General features: G+C 46.0%; 15 protein-coding genes and 1 pseudogene. 11 read left to right on the top strand and 5 right to left on the bottom strand.

All coding sequences use genetic code 11. From position 1 onward, the window contains the following. Window positions 1-13 precede the first annotated feature (13 nt). On the top strand, window positions 14-655 hold the full coding sequence (locus tag ACGF63_RS08985; RefSeq protein ID WP_387630232.1) for a hypothetical protein: 642 nt from the start codon (window positions 14-16) through the stop codon (window positions 653-655). Between the two features lie 97 nt (window positions 656-752). On the opposite strand, the pseudogene ACGF63_RS08980 reads toward ACGF63_RS08985, so the two are convergent. The 3 genes and pseudogenes from ACGF63_RS08980 to ackA form a co-directional block, all read right to left on the bottom strand. After that, window positions 753-1177: pseudogene (locus ACGF63_RS08980) on the bottom strand (type II toxin-antitoxin system HicB family antitoxin). A gap of 183 nt (window positions 1178-1360) precedes the next feature. Continuing rightward, window positions 1361-3487 (bottom strand): phosphate acetyltransferase, encoded by a 2127-nt coding sequence (gene pta / locus ACGF63_RS08975; RefSeq protein ID WP_152962239.1) that lies wholly within the window; start codon window positions 3485-3487, stop codon window positions 1361-1363. An 84-nt stretch (window positions 3488-3571) separates the two neighbouring features. Next, complete coding sequence (gene ackA / locus ACGF63_RS08970) at window positions 3572-4774, bottom strand: acetate kinase (RefSeq protein ID WP_036843372.1); 1203 nt, start codon at window positions 4772-4774, stop codon at window positions 3572-3574. Between the two features lie 392 nt (window positions 4775-5166). On the opposite strand from ackA, the gene yfbV reads away from it, so the two are divergent. Continuing rightward, window positions 5167-5622 (top strand): terminus macrodomain insulation protein YfbV, encoded by a 456-nt coding sequence (gene yfbV, locus ACGF63_RS08965; protein WP_152962240.1) that lies wholly within the window; start codon window positions 5167-5169, stop codon window positions 5620-5622. Between the two features lie 121 nt (window positions 5623-5743). Further along, window positions 5744-7576, top strand: coding sequence for an SLC13 family permease (locus tag ACGF63_RS08960; protein ID WP_152961635.1), 1833 nt, complete (start codon window positions 5744-5746; stop codon window positions 7574-7576). Here ACGF63_RS08960 and yfbR read toward each other — a convergent pair. Both yfbR and ACGF63_RS08950 read right to left on the bottom strand, forming a co-directional pair. After that, complete coding sequence (gene yfbR, locus ACGF63_RS08955; RefSeq protein WP_162524052.1) at window positions 7573-8172, bottom strand: 5'-deoxynucleotidase; 600 nt, start codon at window positions 8170-8172, stop codon at window positions 7573-7575. The two genes, ACGF63_RS08960 and yfbR, sit on opposite strands and share 4 nt — an antisense overlap. A 521-nt stretch (window positions 8173-8693) precedes the next feature. Further along, entirely contained in the window at window positions 8694-9908 is a 1215-nt protein-coding gene (locus ACGF63_RS08950; RefSeq protein ID WP_152961637.1) for a pyridoxal phosphate-dependent aminotransferase, read from the bottom strand. 807 nt (window positions 9909-10715) lie between these two features. On the opposite strand from ACGF63_RS08950, the gene hexA reads away from it, so the two are divergent. The 8 genes from hexA to nuoH all read left to right on the top strand — a co-directional run bounded on the left by hexA (window position 10716) and on the right by nuoH (window position 21074). Further along, window positions 10716-11648: a transcriptional regulator HexA gene (hexA, locus tag ACGF63_RS08945; protein WP_036843378.1), complete on the top strand. Its 933-nt coding sequence runs from the start codon at window positions 10716-10718 to the stop codon at window positions 11646-11648. Window positions 11649-12356: 708 nt separating this feature from the next. Next, on the top strand, window positions 12357-12806 hold the full coding sequence (locus ACGF63_RS08940; protein ID WP_023045489.1) for an NADH-quinone oxidoreductase subunit A: 450 nt from the start codon (window positions 12357-12359) through the stop codon (window positions 12804-12806). 15 nt (window positions 12807-12821) lie between these two features. Beyond that, window positions 12822-13496, top strand: a complete 675-nt coding sequence (locus ACGF63_RS08935; protein WP_036843380.1) for an NADH-quinone oxidoreductase subunit B family protein — start codon at window positions 12822-12824, stop codon at window positions 13494-13496. Window positions 13497-13586: 90 nt separating this feature from the next. Beyond that, entirely contained in the window at window positions 13587-15386 is a 1800-nt protein-coding gene (gene nuoC / locus ACGF63_RS08930) for an NADH-quinone oxidoreductase subunit C/D (protein ID WP_203448896.1), read from the top strand. A 2-nt stretch (window positions 15387-15388) separates the two neighbouring features. Further along, on the top strand, window positions 15389-15937 hold the full coding sequence (gene nuoE / locus ACGF63_RS08925; protein ID WP_152961638.1) for an NADH-quinone oxidoreductase subunit NuoE: 549 nt from the start codon (window positions 15389-15391) through the stop codon (window positions 15935-15937). Continuing rightward, window positions 15934-17298 (top strand): NADH-quinone oxidoreductase subunit NuoF, encoded by a 1365-nt coding sequence (gene nuoF, locus ACGF63_RS08920; RefSeq protein WP_036843385.1) that lies wholly within the window; start codon window positions 15934-15936, stop codon window positions 17296-17298. The genes nuoE and nuoF overlap by 4 nt, the downstream gene beginning before the upstream one ends. A gap of 75 nt (window positions 17299-17373) precedes the next feature. Beyond that, entirely contained in the window at window positions 17374-20100 is a 2727-nt protein-coding gene (gene nuoG, locus ACGF63_RS08915; protein WP_387630223.1) for an NADH-quinone oxidoreductase subunit NuoG, read from the top strand. Beyond that, window positions 20097-21074 carry an NADH-quinone oxidoreductase subunit NuoH gene (gene nuoH / locus ACGF63_RS08910; protein WP_036843387.1) on the top strand — a complete coding sequence of 326 codons (978 nt, stop codon included), beginning with the start codon at window positions 20097-20099 and terminating at the stop codon, window positions 21072-21074. Before nuoG ends, nuoH begins: the two co-directional genes overlap by 4 nt. Window positions 21075-21080 lie beyond the last annotated feature (6 nt).

The raw sequence follows: 21080 nt of genomic DNA, 5'->3' as shown, positions 1-21080 counted from the left end.
TAAGGATATGGATATGAGATTAAATAAAATTTCTATTATTATTTCCCCATTTTTATTGGCTGTTAGTAGCTTTAGCATGGCATGTAAGACAGATCCGGAAATAGAAAAAGTAATAGCTAATAATGGGTTGGCAGATACTCAAGTAATGTCCATGTATAGAGATTGCACACTCACAGTTATTAGTGTAGGTAAAGAGAATAAAATTAGGTTGGAAAATAAAGAAGCTGCTAAGACTGATGGGGAAATAAAAACTGCGAAATACTGGTATAGGGGGATGTTCATACCAGAATATAAAACATTCAATGATAATAAATATATCAGTGTCCCTTGTTCTAAAGAAAAAAATTTTTGTGGAATTGCTCCAAAATACACCTATTCTCAAAAGTACCTGAAAAATAAAACACCGGGCGTTGTTATTGAGTTTAGTACAAAAGAAAACGGTTGGTTATATAGTGATTTTAATTCAGCTGGCTGTGAATGTAAAATTGAAGATGGAACGTTATCGTATGGGCTTGGCATAACAGGAACAAAGTGCAAATATAAATATAAGGGTGATAAAGAGGAGGGTGGCCTAGGGAAGGTATTTAATGAATGGTTGTCTAACGGAGAAATACAAGCTCAAATTTCTTATGTATTATTACCCAAAGATCCGTAAAAATAGCTGTAATATTTGTTCTGCAACTCATGTTATTATTAATTTTAAATTTGTTCAGATAAATATAAATGTGAAGTGCCGCAGATATGCGGCACAATTAAATTGTTTTTTGCAGTTCATTACACGCTGCCTGAGTCAGAAAACCACTTCTGCTGCTATATTCAGGATGGTCATGTACAATGGTATCAATACGATGTAATAAACGATGTGGCAAGGTAATGTTGATCCGTTCGGCTCTGCCATCGAATTTATCCATATTGACATCAATTAAGAACCATCGACCACCAACATATTCACAAATATTTTCAGCGAGATGTTCTTGCATTGTTCTTGCATTGTTCTGGCCTTGGGGAGTTCTGATTCATTTTGCGCTAATAATTCAAAATGTGCCTCAATAGCACTTTTTGCATCTTGCCAGGTTTCTTCAAGTGTATCGCCAGCAAAATAACAGCCGGATACATCAGGAAACCAGCCGCTTGTACTGCCATCTGTATCAACTTCAATAAAAGCGGGATATAACATATTTTTTCTCCTGATTTGAGTGTTTCTGGTTTACTTCATTGAAGATCCGCATCTTTCATAATTTGGCGCAATCTTTCAATCTTATCTCTTTCCGGGGATAAAAAGGAAAATAAAAAGGCTGAACCCAGTGAAACACAGGATTCAGCCTTTATCAGCCATTAATCTGCTATGGATAAGAAACGGTTACGCTTCTCCCTGTGCTGATTGAATCGCCGTCAGTGCAACAGTGTAAACAATATCGTCTACCAAAGCGCCACGGGATAGGTCGTTAACCGGTTTACGCATACCTTGCAGCATTGGCCCGATAGAAACCAGATCCGCGGAACGTTGTACCGCTTTATAAGTGGTGTTACCGGTGTTCAGATCAGGGAAGATGAACACGGTAGCTTGACCGGCAACCGGTGAGTTTGGTGCTTTGGATTTCGCCACATCTGCCATGATAGCGGCGTCATATTGCAATGGACCATCAATGATCAGGTCTGGACGTTTTGCTTGTGCCAGACGGGTTGCTTCACGTACTTTTTCAACATCACTGCCCGCACCGGAGTTACCGGTAGAGTAGGAGATCATAGCAACACGAGGCTCGATACCAAATGCTTTAGCCGAATCCGCCGATTGAATGGCGATTTCAGACAGTTGTTCAGCTGTCGGATCCGGGTTGATTGCACAGTCACCGTAAACCAGAACTTGTTCTGGCAGCAGCATAAAGAATACGGATGATACCAGTGAGCTACCCGGTGCAGTTTTGATTAACTGCAATGGTGGACGGATCGTGTTGGCTGTGGTGTGTACCGCGCCGGAAACCAAGCCGTCAACTTCGCCCTGTTCCAGCATCAATGTACCCAGAACAACGTTGTCTTCCAGTTGTTCGCGTGCGACGACTTCGGTCATGCCTTTGTTTTTACGCAGTTCAACCAGACGTGGGACATAGCGCTCACGTACAGCAACCGGATCAACAATTTCAATACCGGTACCCAGTTCTATTCCCTGAGTAGCCGCAACACGGCGGATCTCTTCTGGATTGCCCAGCAGCACACAGCGCGCAATACCCCGGTCAGCACAGATAGACGCCGCTTTCACGGTACGAGGTTCATCACCTTCAGGCAGAACAATCCGCTTACCTGCTTTGCGTGCCAGCTCAGTGAGTTGATAACGGAATGCCGGTGGCGACAGGCGGTGTGGGCGTTCAGAGTTCGCTGTCAGCGAGTCGATCCACTCTTTGTTGATGTGTTGTGCGACGTAGTTTTGCAGTTTTTCGATACGTTCATGGTCATCTGCCGGGACTTCCAGGCTGAAACTTTGCAGGCTCAGGGAAGTCTGCCAGGTGTTGGTATCAACCATAAAGACAGGCAGGCCAGTGCCGAAAGCACGTTCACACAGTTGCTTAATAGGTTCATCAATGGCATAGCCGCCGGTTAGCAGAATTGCACCGATTTCAACGCCATTCATAGCCGCCAGACAAGCTGAAACCAGAACATCTGGACGATCAGCAGAAGTCACCAGCAGGGATCCCGGACGGAAGTGCTCCAGCATATGTGGAATGCTGCGTGCACAGAAGGTCACGGATTTCACCCGGCGGGTTTTAATTGCGCCCTCGTTGATAATGCGGGCATTCAAGTGTTTTGCCATATCGATTGCACGCGTCGCAATCAGATCAAAATTCCACGGAATGCAGCCAAGGATTGGCAATGGGCTATTTTTAGCCAGCTTGTTTGGATCGATGTTAGCGACGATGGCTTTTGAGGATTCGTCAAAGATCTCTGACAGATCAGGACGGGTACGGCCTTGATCATCAACCGGCGCATTCAGTTTGTTAATAATAACACCGGTAATATTCTGGTTTTTGCTGCCGCCAAATTCAGCACGAGCCAGTTCAACGCGTTCTTTCAATTGCTCCTGGGAATCGTTACCCAGCGCCAGTACGAACACAATTTCAGCGTTCAGTGTCTTGGCGATGTCATAGTTCAGCGATTGGGAGAACGGATGTTTACGGGTTGGAACCAGACCTTCAATCAGGATAACTTCTGCGTCTTTGGTGTTTTCGTGGTAAAGGGCCACGATCTTTTCCATCAGGACATCTTTCTGATTCGTGGTCAGTAAAGATTCCACATAGGCCATATCCAGTGGTTCAGCGGTTTTAATGCTGGAATGAGAACGGATGATTGCCGTGGTTTGATCTTGTGCGCCACAGCAACGGGATTGGGCGATGGGTTTGAAAACACTCAGGCTGACGCCTTTCTGCTCCATTGAGCGGATAACACCCAAACTCACACTGGTCAGGCCGACGCTGGTGCTGGTAGGGATCAACATAATTGTGCGGGACACGGAAACCTCTTTACGGTTGCTCGTTGGTCAAAATAGTACCGCCAGCAGTGGCTAGCGGTGTGCAAAGTATTACGCGGTCAGGCGTGCAGCGTCTTGAGCGATGACTAATTCTTCATTCGTCGGGATCACCAGAGCAGGACGGCTGTTGTCAGTCGTGATAGTACCGGATTTACCGAAACGGGCAGCCAGGTTGCGTTCGTGATCATATTCAAAACCTAACAGAGCCAGTTTTTTCAGCACCAGTTTACGCACCAGTGAGGAGTTTTCACCGATACCACCGGTAAAGATAATGGCATCCAGACGGCCTTCCATCAGTGCAGTGTACGAGCCAATGTATTTAGCCAGACGGTGGCAGTAGACATCCATAGCACGTTTAGCATCGGCTTTGGTTTCGTAGTTATCTTCGATATAACGGCAATCGCTGGTGACTTCTGTCAGACCCAGCAGGCCAGATTCTTTGGTCAGCAGTTTGTTGATTTGTTCAACGCTCATGCCCAAAGCGTCATGCAGGTGGAAAATGATAGCAGGATCGATATCACCGCTGCGGGTACCCATGACCAGACCTTCCAATGGTGTTAATCCCATAGACGTGTCAACACATTGACCATTAACGATAGCGGAGATAGAACCGCCATTACCCAGATGGCAGACGATAACATTCAGCTCTTCAACCGGTTTGTTGAGCGTTTTTGCCGTTTCACGGGAAACGAAGAAGTGGCTGGTTCCGTGTGCGCCATAGCGACGGATACCATGCTCTTTATACAGATTGTATGGCAGGGCATACAGGTAAGCTTCTTCCGGCATGGTTTGATGGAAAGCGGTGTCGAAAACAGCAACGTTTTTGTCCGCCAGATGTGGGAAGCCTTTTTTCGCTTCTTCAATACCAATCAGGTGAGCAGGGTTGTGCAGTGGTGCGAATGGAACTGCATCTTTAATGCCCTGAATAACGTCATCATTGATGGTGACAGAAGCGGTGAATTTTTCACCGCCGTGAACAATACGGTGACCGATGGCGGCGATTTGAGCAGAAAGTTCTGGTTTTTCCGCCAGAATAGTATTAACAATAAAGTTCAATGCTTCACTGTGGGCTGCACCAGCACCTAAAGCGGCTTCATGTTTTGCGCCATCCATTTTCCACTTAATACGGGCTTCAGGCAGGTTAAAACACTCAGCTAGACCAGAAAGATATTCTTCACCGTTAGTAGGATCGATGATAGCAAATTTCAGAGAAGAGCTACCGCAATTGAGAACCAGTACCAGCTTACTTGACATGGAAATACCTATATCTTGTTTGTCATTGTGTCTTACAGATAAGACATGTGATTAATAAAACGTCAATTACTCATCAGCATAGCGCATAGCAGTGATGACGTTAAATGATTAACATCATGCCAGGTGTAAAGAGCATGATGATAAGGTTTACATTTTTTTAAGAACCTTTTTTACCCGCCTGGTGTTAAATCATAGGGTGATTTGTTAACAAAATGAGCCTAAATGCAGTAAAAAAGGTAAAATATGCTGCTTTACTGCTATGGACAGTATAAACGTGGGTGTAGGATACCGATAGCCAGCAGTAAAGACAAAATATACTTAATCCTACAAAAAATATTTTATCTTTTACATTCTTTTTTTAAAAATTATGTTTTTAATTGATCGAGGTCATGATGAGCACAATGCCTCCTGCCAGTAGCGGATGGATAAGAAAGATGCGATTGGGACAGCAATATATGAAGACTTGGCCGATTGAGAAACAACTTGCGCCAATGTTTCCTGAAAACCGGATTATTAAAGCAACTCGTTTTGGTATCCGGTTGATGCCACCGTTGGCTATTTTTACGCTGACGTGGCAAATCGCACTGGGTGGTCAACTGGGCCCGGCTGTTGCGACTGCGCTGTTTGCGTGTAGTTTACCGATGCAAGGATTATGGTGGTTGGGGAAACGGGCATCAACACCTTTGCCCGCGACGTTGCTGAAATGGTTTCATGAGATCCGTGATAAATTTGCCGAAGCCGGTATCGCAATGGTGCCGGTGCGACAAACGCCGACTTATCAATCTCTCGCAGAACTGCTGAAACTGGCGTTTAAGCAACTCGATCGGTCGTTTCTTGATGATATTTAACCGGAAAAAATTGAAAAAACAAACGCATTGTTGATCGCAACTGGAGATTTTCCCTCAATAAAATAGTCTACTAATCACGTTTTCGACACCATATCTTCTTTATTTGTTGATAGAGGCCATTTTGAATAGCGAACTCTTGTGGGTGCTGACCCTGTTATTGATAGCTATCGTTCTTTTCACTACCAATAAACTTCGTATGGATATTGTCGCGTTATTGGTGATTATCGCATTTGTCATGAGTGGAACTTTGACGCTGGGTGAAGCAACCAGTGGTTTCAGTGATCCTAATGTTTTGTTGATAGCCGCTCTGTTTGTTATCGGTGAAGGGCTGGTGAGAACCGGTGTCGCTTATCAAATGGGGGACTGGCTGGTAAGGGTTGCCGGAAACAGTGAAACCAAGATGTTGGCGTTACTGATGATGACAGTTGCCGGTCTTGGTGCTTTTATGAGCTCCACGGGGGTGGTGGCGATTTTCATTCCGGTGGTGCTGAGTGTTGCGGCCAGAATGAAAATTTCACCGGGGCGGTTGATGATGCCTCTGAGTTTTGCCGGGCTTATTAGTGGAATGATGACGTTGGTCGCGACACCGCCTAATATGGTCGTTAATAGTGAGTTGATAAGGGAAGGGCTGCCCGGTTTCAAATTCTTCTCCATTACCCCTATTGGTGTTTTGATTCTGTTTGCTGGCATTGGCTATATGCTGGTCGCGCGTCACTGGCTGGCAAGAAACCAGTCTGATAGTGGTGATGATAAATGGAACCGCCGCACTTTCCGTGACCTTATCCGCGACTATAAATTATCAGGTCGTGCCCGTCGCCTGGCAATCCGGTCAGGTTCCCCACTGATTGGCCTCTCTCTTGATGAATCGAATTTGCGTGCCCGCTATGGGGCTAATGTCGTTGGTATTGAGCGCTGGCGGCGTTTCCGGCGTGTTATGGTCAGCGCGGTCGGCAATACGGAATTGAGAGAGCGGGATGTCTTGCTGATTGATATGTCAGGCAGTGAGGTGGATCTGCGTGAATTTTGCAGCGAACAATTGTTGGAGCCGATGGTGTTGCGCGGGGAATATTTCTCCGAACAATCCCGTAATGTGGGTATGGCCGAAGTCTCTTTGATCCCAGAGTCAGATTTATTGGGTAAATCCCTGCGGGAAATAGGTTTTCGTACCTGCTACGGTTTAAATGTTGTCGGCATTCGGCGTGATGGTGAACCGTTGTTGGGTAAATTGGTAGATGAACCACTGCAACTTGGGGATATTTTACTGGTTATTGGTGACTGGAAACTGATCCGTGTTCTGCAAACTAAAATGCGCGATTTTATTGTTCTCAATTTGCCCGTTGAGATTGAGGAAGTCGCGCCGGCAACATCTCAGGCTCCACATGCACTTTTTAGTCTGGCGCTGATGGTTGCCATGATGCTTACCGATGAAGTCCCCAATGTGATTGCTGCGTTGATAGCTTGTCTGTTGATGGGGAAATTCCGCTGTATTGATATGGAAAGCGCTTACCGTTCTATTCATTGGCCCAGTATTATCCTGATTGTCGGGATGATGCCGTTTGCACTGGCATTACAGAAAACCGGCGGGATTGATTTGATTGTCCGCGGCCTGATGGATATTGCGGGTGATATGGGGCCGAGGGTAATGCTGTTATGTCTGTTCGTACTGTGTGCCATGATCGGTTTGTTTATTTCCAACACGGCAACGGCGGTATTAATGGCGCCGATAGCCATTGCTGCGGCGCGTGAAATGGCAGTATCGCCTATGCCATTCGCCATGATTATTGGTGTGGCCGCTTCTGCCGCATTTATGACCCCGGTTTCATCACCGGTGAATACGCTGGTTCTTGGTCCAGGTGGTTATAAGTTCTCTGATTTTGTCCGTTTGGGCGTGCCGTTTACCATTTTAGTGATGGTGATTAGTGTGCTGATTATCCCTTGGTTGTTTCCATTCTAATCTGGGATGTCGAGGCTAATCTCGTCCAGTGACAGGCTGAACCCCGGCACAAAAACTGTCATAAAGTAATCCATCTCTTGGCTGTGGCGGGCAGCCAGGGTTTTTTCAAGCCGGGCTTTCGCCAGATTGAATTCACTGTTACCTGCTGATAGCTCTTCCAGACATTTGAGATAAGCGCACAGGGCATCAGCCTGTTTAACAATAGAAATTTCTTCTTCTGTATGCTGGCTGTCATCCAATATCGGACGGAAATCTTCTTGCAACTCTGCCGGCAGCATTTCCAGTAATTTTTTCTGCGCGATTTTTTCTATCTTTTTATATTCCCGTGCAATATGCGGGTTGTGATATTTGATAGGGGTGGGCAAATCCCCGGTGATAACTTCGCTGGCATCGTGATACATCGCCAGCAGCGCAATGTGTTCAGCATTCACATTGCCACTGAATTTGCGGTTTTTAATAATCGCTAAAGCGTGTGCGACAAAGGCCACTTGCAGGCTGTGTTCAGAAACATTTTCTGTGCGTACATTGCGCATAAGAGGCCAACGATTAATCAGTTTCAGACGGGAAAGGTGGGCAAAAAAGTGGCTCATATTCATTCTCTTAATTTACATTTACTATTAACTGGCAGTGTTATAATCATAATGGGTTTCTTTTTTTTAAAGAAATTTATTTTTCCACTCCATTTTATATACAAAACGTATACAAAAATTTCATATAATTTACAATAGTTCATTATTCCTTCAAGCGATCTCCTTTATCAAGTTTAATAAATGCGATGTTTAATTCTTTTATATCCTGTCAATGCCTTATATAATCGCCATAAAATTCCCAGTGAAAATAAAAAAAACGAGTCTGTGTTACCGGTAAAAAATGAAAATTGACTGACCTTAATTTTGTAAAATGTCGTCATTTGATATCAATAAAGAAAGTAATAGAAATGGTTACCAGAGATTTCTGGCTGACAGGTGACGTGTTCACCAGTGAAGACAAATCGGTCAGGTTAATTTATCGGTGTAATCGGTGCAGAAGAAAGTCGGTTTTCTTCTACACCGAGAGAACTCATGGTATGAATAATGTCTGTTATCAGTAATATCCGCTTATCGAATGGTTCTTATTTTTACTGATGATATTTGCCAATAAATCGGGCGAATTTCTGAATGGCCATCTCCAGTTCATCAATCCTTGGCAGTGTTACGATGCGGAAATGATCGGGTTGCGGCCAGTTAAATGCCGTTCCCTGCACGAGCAGGACCTTCTCTTGTAATAAGAGGTCAAGTACCATCTTCTGGTCATCATGAACGTTAAAACGCTTCGCATCAATTTTCGGGAACATATATAAAGCTCCCTTAGGTTTCACACAGGAAACGCCAGGGATTTGATTAATTAATTCCCATGCTTGGTTGCGTTGTTCATACAAACGACCACCCGGTAAAATGAATTCACTGATACTCTGGTAACCGCCTAATGCGGTTTGAATAGCGTGTTGCATTGGCACATTTGCACATAAACGCATTGATGCCAGCATCTCTAAACCTTCAATATAGCTCTTGGCGTGCTTTTTCGGACCGTTTAATACCATCCAGCCCTGACGAAAACCAGCTACCCGATATGTTTTAGATAATCCGTTAAATGTTACCGTTAACAAGTCAGGGGCAAGTGCGGCAATTGAATGATGCTCGGCATCGTCATATAAGATTTTGTCGTAAATCTCATCAGCAAAAATAATCAAATTATGCTGACGGGCTATTTCAACAATTTCCAGTAACAGCGCCTTACTATATACAGCACCCGTTGGATTATTGGGGTTAATAATCACAATCCCGCGCGTGCGAGGGGTAATTTTGTTACGGATATCATCTAAGTCAGGAAACCAATCTGCCCCTTCGTCACACATATAATGTACGGCTTTTCCGCTGGAGAGTGAAACCGCTGCTGTCCAGAGAGGATAATCAGGGGCGGGAACCAGCATTTCATCACCGGTATTCAGTAATGCCTGCATTGCCTGAACGATTAATTCAGAAACACCATTGCCGATATAAATATCTTCAACACTCACATCCAGCATATTCCGGGCTTGATAATGTTGCATGATCGCTTTACGTGCAGAATATAGACCTTTTGAATCGGAATAACCCTGTGCTGTTGGTAAGTTGCGGATAACATCAACCAGGATTTCATCGGGTGCTTCAAAACCAAAAGGGGCTGGATTACCGATATTTAATTTGAGGACTTTGTTACCTTCTTCTTCAAGGCGTTTAGCTTCCTTGAGTACGGGTCCGCGGATGTCGTAACAAACATTATCCAATTTGCTGGATTTTTTAACTGCTAGCATAGAGTCTTACCTTAATCTTGGTAAAAAGGGGTACCTGGCATATAGCGTCTGACATTTAATGTACTCTTCCCTCCAGGTGTTTTGAAGATGCATTGATATATTTGGTTAAAATGGTTGTTTTAGTAGGGGTGTTGTTATTTTAGTATCTTTTTATGCAAATTATGTCAGTGTTAAATTCTTAAATTTATTGTAATGTTGAATTTATAATCTGAATTGTTCTTGTTTTTTAGTGTGGATATGAAGCATTTTTAACGTCACAGCGGCGTGGTTACGTGGTTATGGGGGGGAAATGAGCACGGCTCAATTTGCCAATAAAAATGATTGTGTTTGTATAATTTATTCTTATGTATAAGATTTGTCTTGAATTGGCAATTTAGAACTATATATTTTAGAAAGATCGAACAATATTTTGATCATTTCTGGAAACTAGTTGTAAATTTATCTGAATAGAATTATCAAACATTAGTAATATTGTAGATTTTTACTTTATATTTAGTTTTTCTGATATAACTTATGTTATTCTTTGACGTGAGTCAGAAAACAAAATAACCAAACTGGAAATCACATATAGGGTGTTGTAAATAGGGATTGTCCTTAGTTTATTTAGGAATCCGAGTAACTTTTGCTAAGACAGAGAGGAGAAAATAAAACCCACTATGGGTTCAATAGGTAAAAAAACAGCAGTAAATCTTTGCCCTATTTAATAGAGTAGAGTACTGTCTAACCGATGTTATTTAATTTGATAGTGCTTACGTAAAAACACCAGGCTAGTAGTAATTAAAATCAAAAAAAAGTGATGAATAAACAATGATAAATGCAAATCGTCCGATAATGAATCTCGATCTCGATCTGCTAAGAACTTTTGTTGCTGTTGCTGATTTAAATACGTTCGCGGCAGCAGCAGCAGCAGTCTGCAGAACGCAATCGGCTGTAAGTCAGCAAATGCAACGTTTGGAGCAGTTGGTGGGTAGAGAGTTGTTTGCCCGCCACGGCCGTAATAAGCTTCTTACAGAGCATGGTCTTCAACTTCTTGGCTATGCAAGACAGATCCTGCGCGCTAATGATGATGCCAGTGCATCATTAACCTATAGCGATGCAGAAGGTGAGTTAAGAATCGGTGCATCCGATGATACTGTGGATACACTGCTCCCTTTTTTGTTAAATCGCATCGCTTCGGTTTATCCGCGGATGGCAATAGATGTTCGTATAAAGCGAACCCAATTTATTGAAAGTATGCTGGATAGCCATGAGATCGATTTAGCGCTAACAACGGCAAAGATCAGTCATCATCCAAGGACTGTTCTGCGTTCGACACCGGTATTATGGCATTGCGCCCCTGATTTTCAGCTACAGACGAACGAGCCTGTGCCGCTGGTTGTGATGGATGAAACGAATCCATTCCGCCAATTGGCGCTGGATACGCTGGATGAGGTCGGGATATCGTGGCGTATTGCTTATGAGGCTGCTTCTCTGTCGGCTGTTCGCACGGCAGTGAATGCCGAAGTCGGTATTACTGCCCGTCCTTTGGAAATGCAAAATGCTGATCTGCGTATTTTAGGCGAGAGTGAAGGGCTTCCTCGTTTGCCTGAAACTCAGTTTTCTCTATATAGACATAGTAATGAACAGAATGAATCTGTTCTGACTGTTTTTAGTGCGATAGAGAATAAGAAAACCCTATACACTATATCGGGTGTTTCTGAAGAACCGCTTTCTGATGATGGCGACATTATTAAAGAGTAATATCTAAAGCACTTAATCTTTTGCTAATACCTCCATTATGGATGAAAGGAGGTATTAGCTTTCCAGATATATTTATAAGTAATCATCAACTAAACTCACCTTATTTTGCCGTTATCATGATCATTGAATATACGGTGGCTTTTTTCCTAACCCCTTCCTGATTTGGTTAACAAATTGTTATATTGTTAACAAAGTAATAATTTGCAGAATTGATAAAATAAGCGTTTCTGTAGTTAACCGTGGTTTTTTTCTTATCTCACGGATGAAAAATATAATTTCCTCAGATTTGAATGAATTATCATCAGCGTTAACATTTTTTTCTGCCAAACTGTGTACTTGATCAAAGAAATACCCCCTATGAAACAGTGGAAAGGCCGGTTTTTCCTGAGATAATGATGTAGTAAAAGCGAGTTATCGGTTAAACTAGATTCCGACGCTGTTTGCCTGTCAAGTGACTGACACGTTTTAGCCGTGCGGTAGCACGATCTGTTAAGATTAAGTTTGTTGTTTGTAAATAAATGTTAGATTAATTTTGTCATAACAGACAAAATATTGTTGAGAGGAGTAAAAACCAAGAAGATTCACTCCATCAATCATTGATTAGCAGTGTTTCAGATTTGGTTGTTACCCCTTCCCTTGAATCGATGTGGTGCAACACTGCCAGACAAAAGAGCAGACATTTTTGACACCACTTTTGATGAGTAAGCAATGAGTATGTCAACATCCACTGAACTCTTTGCCCATCACTGGGCATTCGCGGTATTTCTTTTAGGTGCTTTCGGTCTGTGTGCTTTGATGCTGTTAGGGGCGTTTTTTCTGGGCGGGAGAGCTAAAGCCCGGGCAAAACATATCCCTTATGAATCAGGTATTGATTCTGTCGGCAGTGCTCGTCTCCGTATGTCGGCCAAGTTCTATCTGGTTGCCATGTTCTTTGTCATCTTCGATGTCGAAGCCCTGTTTCTATATGCATGGTCAGTTTCTATCAAAGAGAGTGGCTGGTTAGGCTTTATCGAAGCAAGTATTTTCATTTTGGTGTTATTGGCAGGCTTGTTTTACCTGGTGCGTATTGGTGCGCTGAATTGGACGCCATCCCGATCAAGTCGCCAGGTGAGTAAACCAAGCGTTGTGATTAACATTAACAATAGTCATCCGCAGTAATAGCGAGGCATAAAGATGGATTATACGCTCACCCGCATAGATCCGAACGGTGAGAATGACCGTTATCCCCTGCAAAAACAGGAAATTGTCGTTGACCCACTGGAGCAACACGTCCACCGTAGTGTTTATATGGGCAAACTGGAACACGCTCTGCATGATTTGGTGAACTGGGGACGTAAAAACTCCCTGTGGCCTTATAACTTCGGTCTTTCCTGCTGTTATGTGGAAATGGCGACATCATTTACTGCCGTTCATGACGTCGCCCGTTTTGGTGCTGAAGTTTTGCGTGCGTCACCCCGTCAGGCGGATTTTATGGTGGTCGCTGGAACCTGTTTTACCAAAATGGCTCCGGTTATTCAGCGCCTTTATGACCAGATGCTTGAGCCGAAATGGGTTATCTCAATGGGAGCCTGCGCCAACTCTGGTGGTATGTACGATATCTACTCTGTGGTTCAGGGGGTTGATAAGTTTATCCCCGTTGATATTTATATCCCTGGTTGTCCTCCCCGCCCTGAAGCCTATATGCAGGCTCTGATGTTGTTGCAGGAGTCGATCGGCAAAGAGCGTCGTCCGTTGTCTTGGGTCGTGGGCGATCAAGGGGTTTACCGTGCCAATATGCAGTCAGAAAGAGAACGTAAGCACGGGGAACGTATCGCAGTGAAAAATCTGCGTACACCAGACGAAGTTTAGGGCTTTTAGCCGTACAGCGTAACCAGAGCAATGTGTTGCGATAACAATACCTGATCAAAACAAACACTGATCAAAGCGTTGTGGTGAAGAATGATGATAGATCAGATAGCGCAAGAAAGCGCCCGGCCTGCGTGGCAAACTCATGACCATCTTGATGATCCGGTTGTGAGTGAGCTGCGTAACCATTTTGGCCCGGATGCCTTTACTGTTCAGCCAACCCGCACCGGTATACCAGTAGTCTGGGTGAAGCGTGAACAATTACTGGAAGTAATCACTTTTCTGAAAAAACTGCCTAAGCCTTATGTCATGCTATTTGATTTGCATGGCATGGATGAACGCCAGCGTACTCACCGCCAGGGGCTGCCTGACGCGGATTTTTCTGTGTTTTATCATTTGCTTTCTATTGAGCGTAACCGCGACATTATGTTGAAGGTTGCGCTTAGTGAGAAAGATTTGCATCTCCCGACGGCAACTCCTCTGTTCCCAAATGCCAACTGGTATGAGCGCGAAACATGGGAGATGTTCGGGATTGTCTTTAACGGCCATCCGAACCTGCGCCGCATTATGTTGCCGCCGACTTGGGAAGGGCATCCGCTGCGTAAGGACTATCCGGCCCGTGCGACAGAATTCGATCCTTTCGAGCTAACCCGGCAGAAAGAAGATCTGGAAATGGAAGCGTTGACTTTCAAGCCGGAAGAGTGGGGAATGAAACGGGGTACCGATAACGAGGACTTCATGTTCCTTAACCTTGGTCCTAACCATCCTTCTTCTCATGGTGCATTCCGTATCATTCTTCAACTGGATGGCGAAGAGATTGTCGATTGTGTACCGGATGTTGGCTATCACCATCGCGGTGCGGAAAAAATGGGTGAGCGCCAGTCCTGGCACAGCTATATTCCCTATACAGACCGTATTGAGTACCTCGGTGGTTGCGTCAACGAAATGCCTTATGTGCTGGCGGTGGAAAAGCTGGCGGGTATTGAGGTGCCTGATCGGGTGAAAACCATTCGTGTCATGTTGTCGGAATTGTTCCGGATTAATAGCCACCTGTTGTATATCTCGACCTTTATTCAGGACGTCGGTGGGATGACACCGGTGTTCTTCGCCTTTACCGACCGCCAGAAAATTTATGATCTGGTGGAAGCGATTACCGGTTTCCGTATGCACCCGGCATGGTTCCGTATTGGCGGTGTGGCGCATGATCTGCCGCGTGGTTGGGATAAATTGCTGAATGATTTCCTGAACTGGATGCCGAAACGCCTTGATTCCTATGTGAAAGCGGCGCTGAAAAACAGCATCTTGAAAGGCCGTTCTATTGGCGTTGCTGCCTATAATTCCAAACAAGCTCTTGACTGGGGCACGACCGGGGCCGGTTTGCGGGCAACGGGTGTTGCATTTGATGTACGTAAATGGCGCCCATACTCTGGTTATGAAAATTTTGAATTCGACGTGCCGATTGGTAATAACGGCGACTGTTATGACCGTGTGATGCTGAAAGTTGAAGAAGTCCGCCAAAGTATGCGGATCCTGAAACAGTGTCTGAAAAATATGCCGGAAGGCCCATTCAAGGCCGATCACCCACTGACGACGCCACCACCGAAAGAACGCACTTTGCAGCATATTGAAACCATGATTAACCACTTCCTGCAAGTGTCATGGGGGCCGGTAATGCCAGCAAATGAGTCTTTCCAGATGATTGAAGCAACCAAGGGTATCAACAGTTACTATCTGACCAGTGACGGCAGTACCATGAGTTATCGCACCCGTGTTCGTACACCGAGTTTTCCTCATTTGCAGCAAATTCCTTCGGTGATCCGCGGTAGCTTGGTTTCTGACCTGATCGTGTATCTGGGCAGTATTGATTTTGTTATGTCTGATGTGGATCGCTAACTATGCAAAGTGAAATTAACGCGAATGCTCAACAGGCGCGCCTTGATGTGGTTAACGTGACAGAGTCTCAGGCAAAAGCAGGTTTTGTACTGAGTACCGAAGAGCACGATGCGATTGAGCATGAAAAACACCACTACGAAGATCCGCGCGCCGCTTCTATCGAAGCATTGAAAATTGTGCAGAAGCATCGTGGTTGGGTGCCGGATGGTGCCATTTACGCGATTGCTGATGTGCTTGGTATTCCCGCCAGTGATGTGGAAGGTGTGGCAACATTCTACAGCCAGATCTACCGCCAGCCAGTGGGCCGCCATATTATCCGTTACTGTGACAGCGTGGTTTGCCACATTACCGGTTATCAGGATGTCCAGGCCGCTATTGAAAGGCATTTGAAGATCTGTCCGGGCCAGACGACGCAAGACGGGCGTTTTACGCTACTGCCAACCTGTTGCTTGGGTAACTGTGATAAAGGCCCGACCATGATGATCGATGACGATACTCACAGTTCTGTCAAACCTGAAGAGATTGAGAAGTTACTGGAGCAGTATCCATGACAGCACATTCAGGAATAAAAGAAATTATCCGTACTGAGGAAACCCATCCTCTTACCTGGCGCTTGCGTGATGACAAACAGCCGGTATGGCTGGATGAGTACCGCAGCAAAAGTGGTTATCGCGGTGCTGAAAAAGCACTGAAAGGCATGGCTCCGGCAGAAGTGGTTTCTTTGGTAAAAGACGCCGGGCTGAAAGGTCGTGGAGGTGCCGGTTTCTCCACCGGTCTGAAATGGAGTCTGATGCCAAAAGATGAAAGCATGAATATCCGTTATCTGCTGTGTAACGCAGATGAAATGGAGCCGGGTACTTACAAAGATCGCCTGTTAATGGAGCAACTTCCCCACCTGCTGGTGGAAGGGATGCTGATCAGCGCGTTTGCCCTGAAAGCTTATCGTGGCTATATCTTCTTGCGTGGTGAATATGTGGAAGCGGCGGTGCATCTGCGTAAAGCCATTGAAGAAGCTAAGGTGGCAGGTTTGTTGGGTAAAAATATTATGGGCAGCGGCTTTGATTTTGAGCTGTTTGTTCATACTGGCGCAGGGCGTTATATCTGTGGTGAAGAGACCGCGCTGATTAATTCCCTGGAAGGCCGCCGGGCTAACCCTCGCTCAAAACCGCCATTTCCAGCCACTTCCGGCGCATGGGGCAAGCCGACTTGTGTCAATAACGTTGAAACCTTATGCAACGTTCCCTCAATTCTTGAATTCGGTAAAGAGTGGTATATCGGCCTGAGTGCGGGCAAGAGTAAAGATGCCGGTACTAAATTGATGGGATTCTCCGGTCGGGTGAAAAATCCGGGGTTGTGGGAATTGCCATTCGGGGTGACTGCCCGTGAAATTCTTGAAGATTATGCTGGTGGCATGCGTGACGGCCTGAAATTCAAAGCGTGGCAACCGGGTGGCGCAGGAACAGACTTCCTGACCGCTGAACATCTGGATCTGCCAATGGATTTTGAAAATATCGCTAAAGCGGGCAGCCGTTTGGGTACTGCGTTGGCAATGGCTGTTGACCACGAAATTAACATGGTTTCTCTGACCCGTAATCTTGAAGAATTCTTTTCCCGTGAATCCTGCGGCTGGTGTACCCCATGTCGTGACGGACTGCCGTGGAGCGTGAAAATTCTGCGTGCAATAGAACGTGGAGAAGGGCAGCCAGGGGATATCGAAACGCTGGAACAGCTCTGTCGCTTCCTTGGGCCGGGTAATACATTTTGTGCTCATGCACCCGGGGCTGTGGAACCCTTACAGAGTGCCATCAAATATTTCCGTGATGAATTCGAAGCTGGAATTGTGACCCAAGACTATGGGAACACTCACCTGATTGCGGGTATCCAACCAAACCTGCTAAAGCAGCGTTGGTAATGGGTTCTTCACGAAATTAGCAGAATTTTTGATTAACACTTGCTGAAAAGCAGGTCACTTGGAAGCATGCTGACTATGGCTACGATACATGTAGACGGCAAAAAATATGATGTAGACGGGGCTGATAACCTGTTACAAGCTTGCCTCTCTTTAGGGCTAGATATTCCTTATTTTTGCTGGCATCCAGCGCTGGGAAGCGTTGGCGCTTGCCGCCAATGTGCGGTAAAGCAATACCAAAACGCGGATGATACGCGCGGTCGTCTGATTATGTCCTGTATGACTCCGGCAACGGATGGCACTTTCATCGCTATTGATGATGAAGAGGCCAAACAATTTCGTGCGAGTGTGGTTGAGTGGCTGATGGCCAACCACCCGCATGATTGTCCCGTGTGTGAAGAAGGGGGCAACTGCCACTTGCAGGATATGACCGTGATGACCGGCCATACATTCCGTAAATACCGTTTCACTAAGCGTACACATATTAACCAGGAATTGGGGCCGTTTATTTCTCATGAAATGAACCGCTGTATTGCCTGTTATCGCTGTGTGCGCTACTACAAAGATTACGCTGACGGCTCTGATTTTGGTGTCTATGGCGCTAACGATAACATCTATTTCGGTCGCCCTGAAAGCGGCACGCTGGAAAGTGAATTCTCCGGTAATCTGGTAGAAATCTGCCCGACTGGGGTATTCACTGACAAAACCCATTCCGAACGTTATAACCGTAAATGGGATATGCAGTTTGCGCCAAGCATCTGCCAGCAGTGCAGTATTGGCTGTAACACCAGTCCTGGGGAACGTTATGGTGAATTACGCCGTATTGAGAACCGTTATAACGGTACGGTAAACCACTACTTTATGTGTGACCGCGGTCGCTTTGGCTACGGTTATGTCAACCGTAAAGACCGGCCTCGTCAGCCACAACAATTGCGTGGTGATCATTGGATCTCGCTTAACGCTGAACAAGCTATGCAGGGTGGGGCGGATATTTTACGTCAGGCCAAAAATGCCATTGGTATCGGTTCACCACGGGCCAGCCTGGAAAGCAATTTTGCCCTGCGTGAACTGGTGGGCGCGGAAAACTTCTATAGCGGGATTGCTGCTGCTGAACAGCAACGCCTGGATATGATGTTGGAAATTCTCCAGCAGGGTGGCGTTTATACGCCGTCGCTGCGTGAAATTGAAAGCTACGATGCGGTGCTGATTTTAGGTGAAGACCTGACTCAGACCGGTGCCCGTATGGCACTGTCCGTTCGTCAGGCGGTGAAAGGCAAAGCCCGCGAAATGGCAGCAGCTCAGAAAGTCGCTGACTGGCAGATTGCCGCGGTGATGAATATCGGTCAGCGTGCTAAATATCCCCTGTTTGTGACTAACGTGGATGATACCCATCTGGATGATATCGCGGCGTGGAATTACCGTGCGCCAGTTGATGATCAGGCTCGTTTTGGTTTTGCCGTCGCTCATGCATTGGATAGCACTGCGCCGGTGGTCGAAAATTTACCTGACGAACTGAAAGCGAAAGTGGAAATGGTTGCGCAGGCACTGATTGGCGCGAAGAAACCACTGATTATCAGCGGCAGTAACGTGGGTAGTGATGCGATCATTCAGGCGGCGGCCAATGTTGCCTGGGCGCTGAAAGATAAAGGCTCTGATGTCGGCCTGTCGTTTGTCGCGATCTATGCGAACAGCATTGGATTGGGAATGATGGAGGCCCAGCCACTGGATGTTGCTTTGCAACGTATTAGCAGTGGTCAATCTGATACGGCTATCGTGATGGAAAATGATCTCTATCGACATGCGGCAGCCGATAAAGTCGATGACGCACTGAACACGCTGAAAAACCTGATTGTGGTTGACCATCAGCGCACGGCTATCATGGATAAAGCCCATCTGATCCTTCCGGCTGCCAGCTTTGCAGAAAGCGACGGCACGCTAGTGAATCAGGAAGGCCGGGCACAGCGTTACTTCCAGGTTTTCCAGCCTTCTTTCTATGACAAATCCGTGGTGATGCTGGAGAGCTGGCGTTGGCTGCACTCTCTGCACGCGACTTATACCGAATGTCATTTGGATTGGACTCAGCTTGACCATGTTATTGATGCTTGTGTTGGCGTGATGCCACAGCTTAAGGGCATTGTTGATGCTGCGCCTGATTCCACATTCCGCATCCGTGGTCAGAAACTGGCGCGTTCACCGCACCGTTACAGTGGCCGTACTGCGATGCTGGCGAATCTCAGTGTCCATGAGCAGCGTCAGCCACAGGATATTGATTCAGCGTTTGCTTTCTCAATGGAAGGCAACAATAGCCCTGATGCAAATCGTCAGCAGGTTCCGTTTGCCTGGGCGCCGGGCTGGAACTCACCGCAGGCGTGGAATAAATTCCAGGCGGAAGTCGGTGGTCATCTGCGCTTTGGTGATCCGGGTGTACGTCTGATTGAAACGACTGACGGTGGTCTGAACTACTTTGATCAGATTCCGGCTGAATTTTCTGTACGGGATAACCAATGGGTCGTCGCGCCTTACCACCACCTGTTTGGCAGTGAAGAATTAACCCAACGTTCCGATGTGATTCAGGAACGTATGCCGGAGCCTTATGTGATGCTCAATAACAAAGATGCGGATCAACTGGGAGTGAAAACAGGTTCTATTCTGGAGTTTGATTGTTTTGGTCAGCAACTGCGTTTGGCAGTTCGTTTGAGTGAAAAGCTCGCTCAAGGTCAGATTGGCTTGCCAATGGGAATGCCGGGTATTCCTCCGGTACTGGCGGGTGTTTCAGTGAATAATCTGCGGGAGGCGGCACAATGAGTTGGTTAACCCCCGACGTTATTGATGTACTGATCGCTATTCTGAAATCGGTGGTGATCTTGGTGGTGGTGGTTGCCTGTGGGGCATTAATGAGCTTTGGTGAACGACGTTTGCTGGCGTTGTTTCAGAACCGTTATGGGCCAAACCGTGTCGGTTGGGGCGGATCATTACAGATCGTGGCCGACATGATCAAAATGTTCTTCAAAGAGGACTGGGTACCTCGTTTTGCTGACCGGTTGATCTTTACCTTAGCGCCTGTTATTGGTTTCTGCTCTCTGTTGCTTGCCTTTGCCATTGTGCCGATCACCCCGAACTGGATGGCCGCGGACCTCAACATCGGCATTTTATTCTTCATGATGATGGCGGGTCTGGCTGTCTACGCGGTTTTGTTTGCCGGATGGGCAAGTAACAACAAATACTCCCTGTTGGGGGCGATGCGTGCTTCTGCACAGACACTGAGTTATGAGGTGTTTCTCGGCCTCTCTTTTATGGGCGTTGTTGCACAGGCTGATTCCTTCAATATGGTGGATATCGTCAACGCACAGGAACACATGTGGAATATCATTCCTCAATTCTTTGGCTTCCTGACTTTTGCTATCGCGGGTGTGGCCGTGTGTCACCGTCACCCATTTGACCAGCCGGAAGCAGAACAGGAACTGGCTGATGGCTACCACATTGAATACTCCGGTATGAAATTTGGTCTGTTCTTCGTGGGTGAATATATCGGTATTGTCACGGTTTCTGCCTTGATTGTGACAATGTTCTTTGGTGGTTGGCACGGTCCATTCCTGCCGCCGTTTGTCTGGTTTGCGCTGAAAACTGCATTCTTCATGGTGATGTTTATCCTGATACGTGCCTCTTTACCGCGTCCGCGTTATGACCAGGTAATGGCATTTGGCTGGAAAATTTGTTTGCCGCTGACCTTACTAAACCTGCTGGCGACTGCGGCAGTGATTTTGTACAACGCTCAATAAGGGGGG

Source organism: Photorhabdus sp. RM322S (assembly GCF_042879395.1).
Classification (GTDB): Bacteria; Pseudomonadota; Gammaproteobacteria; order Enterobacterales; family Enterobacteriaceae; genus Photorhabdus; species Photorhabdus khanii.
Note: the sequence above shows the minus strand (reverse complement) of the source record. Positions and strands in the feature narration are given on the sequence as shown.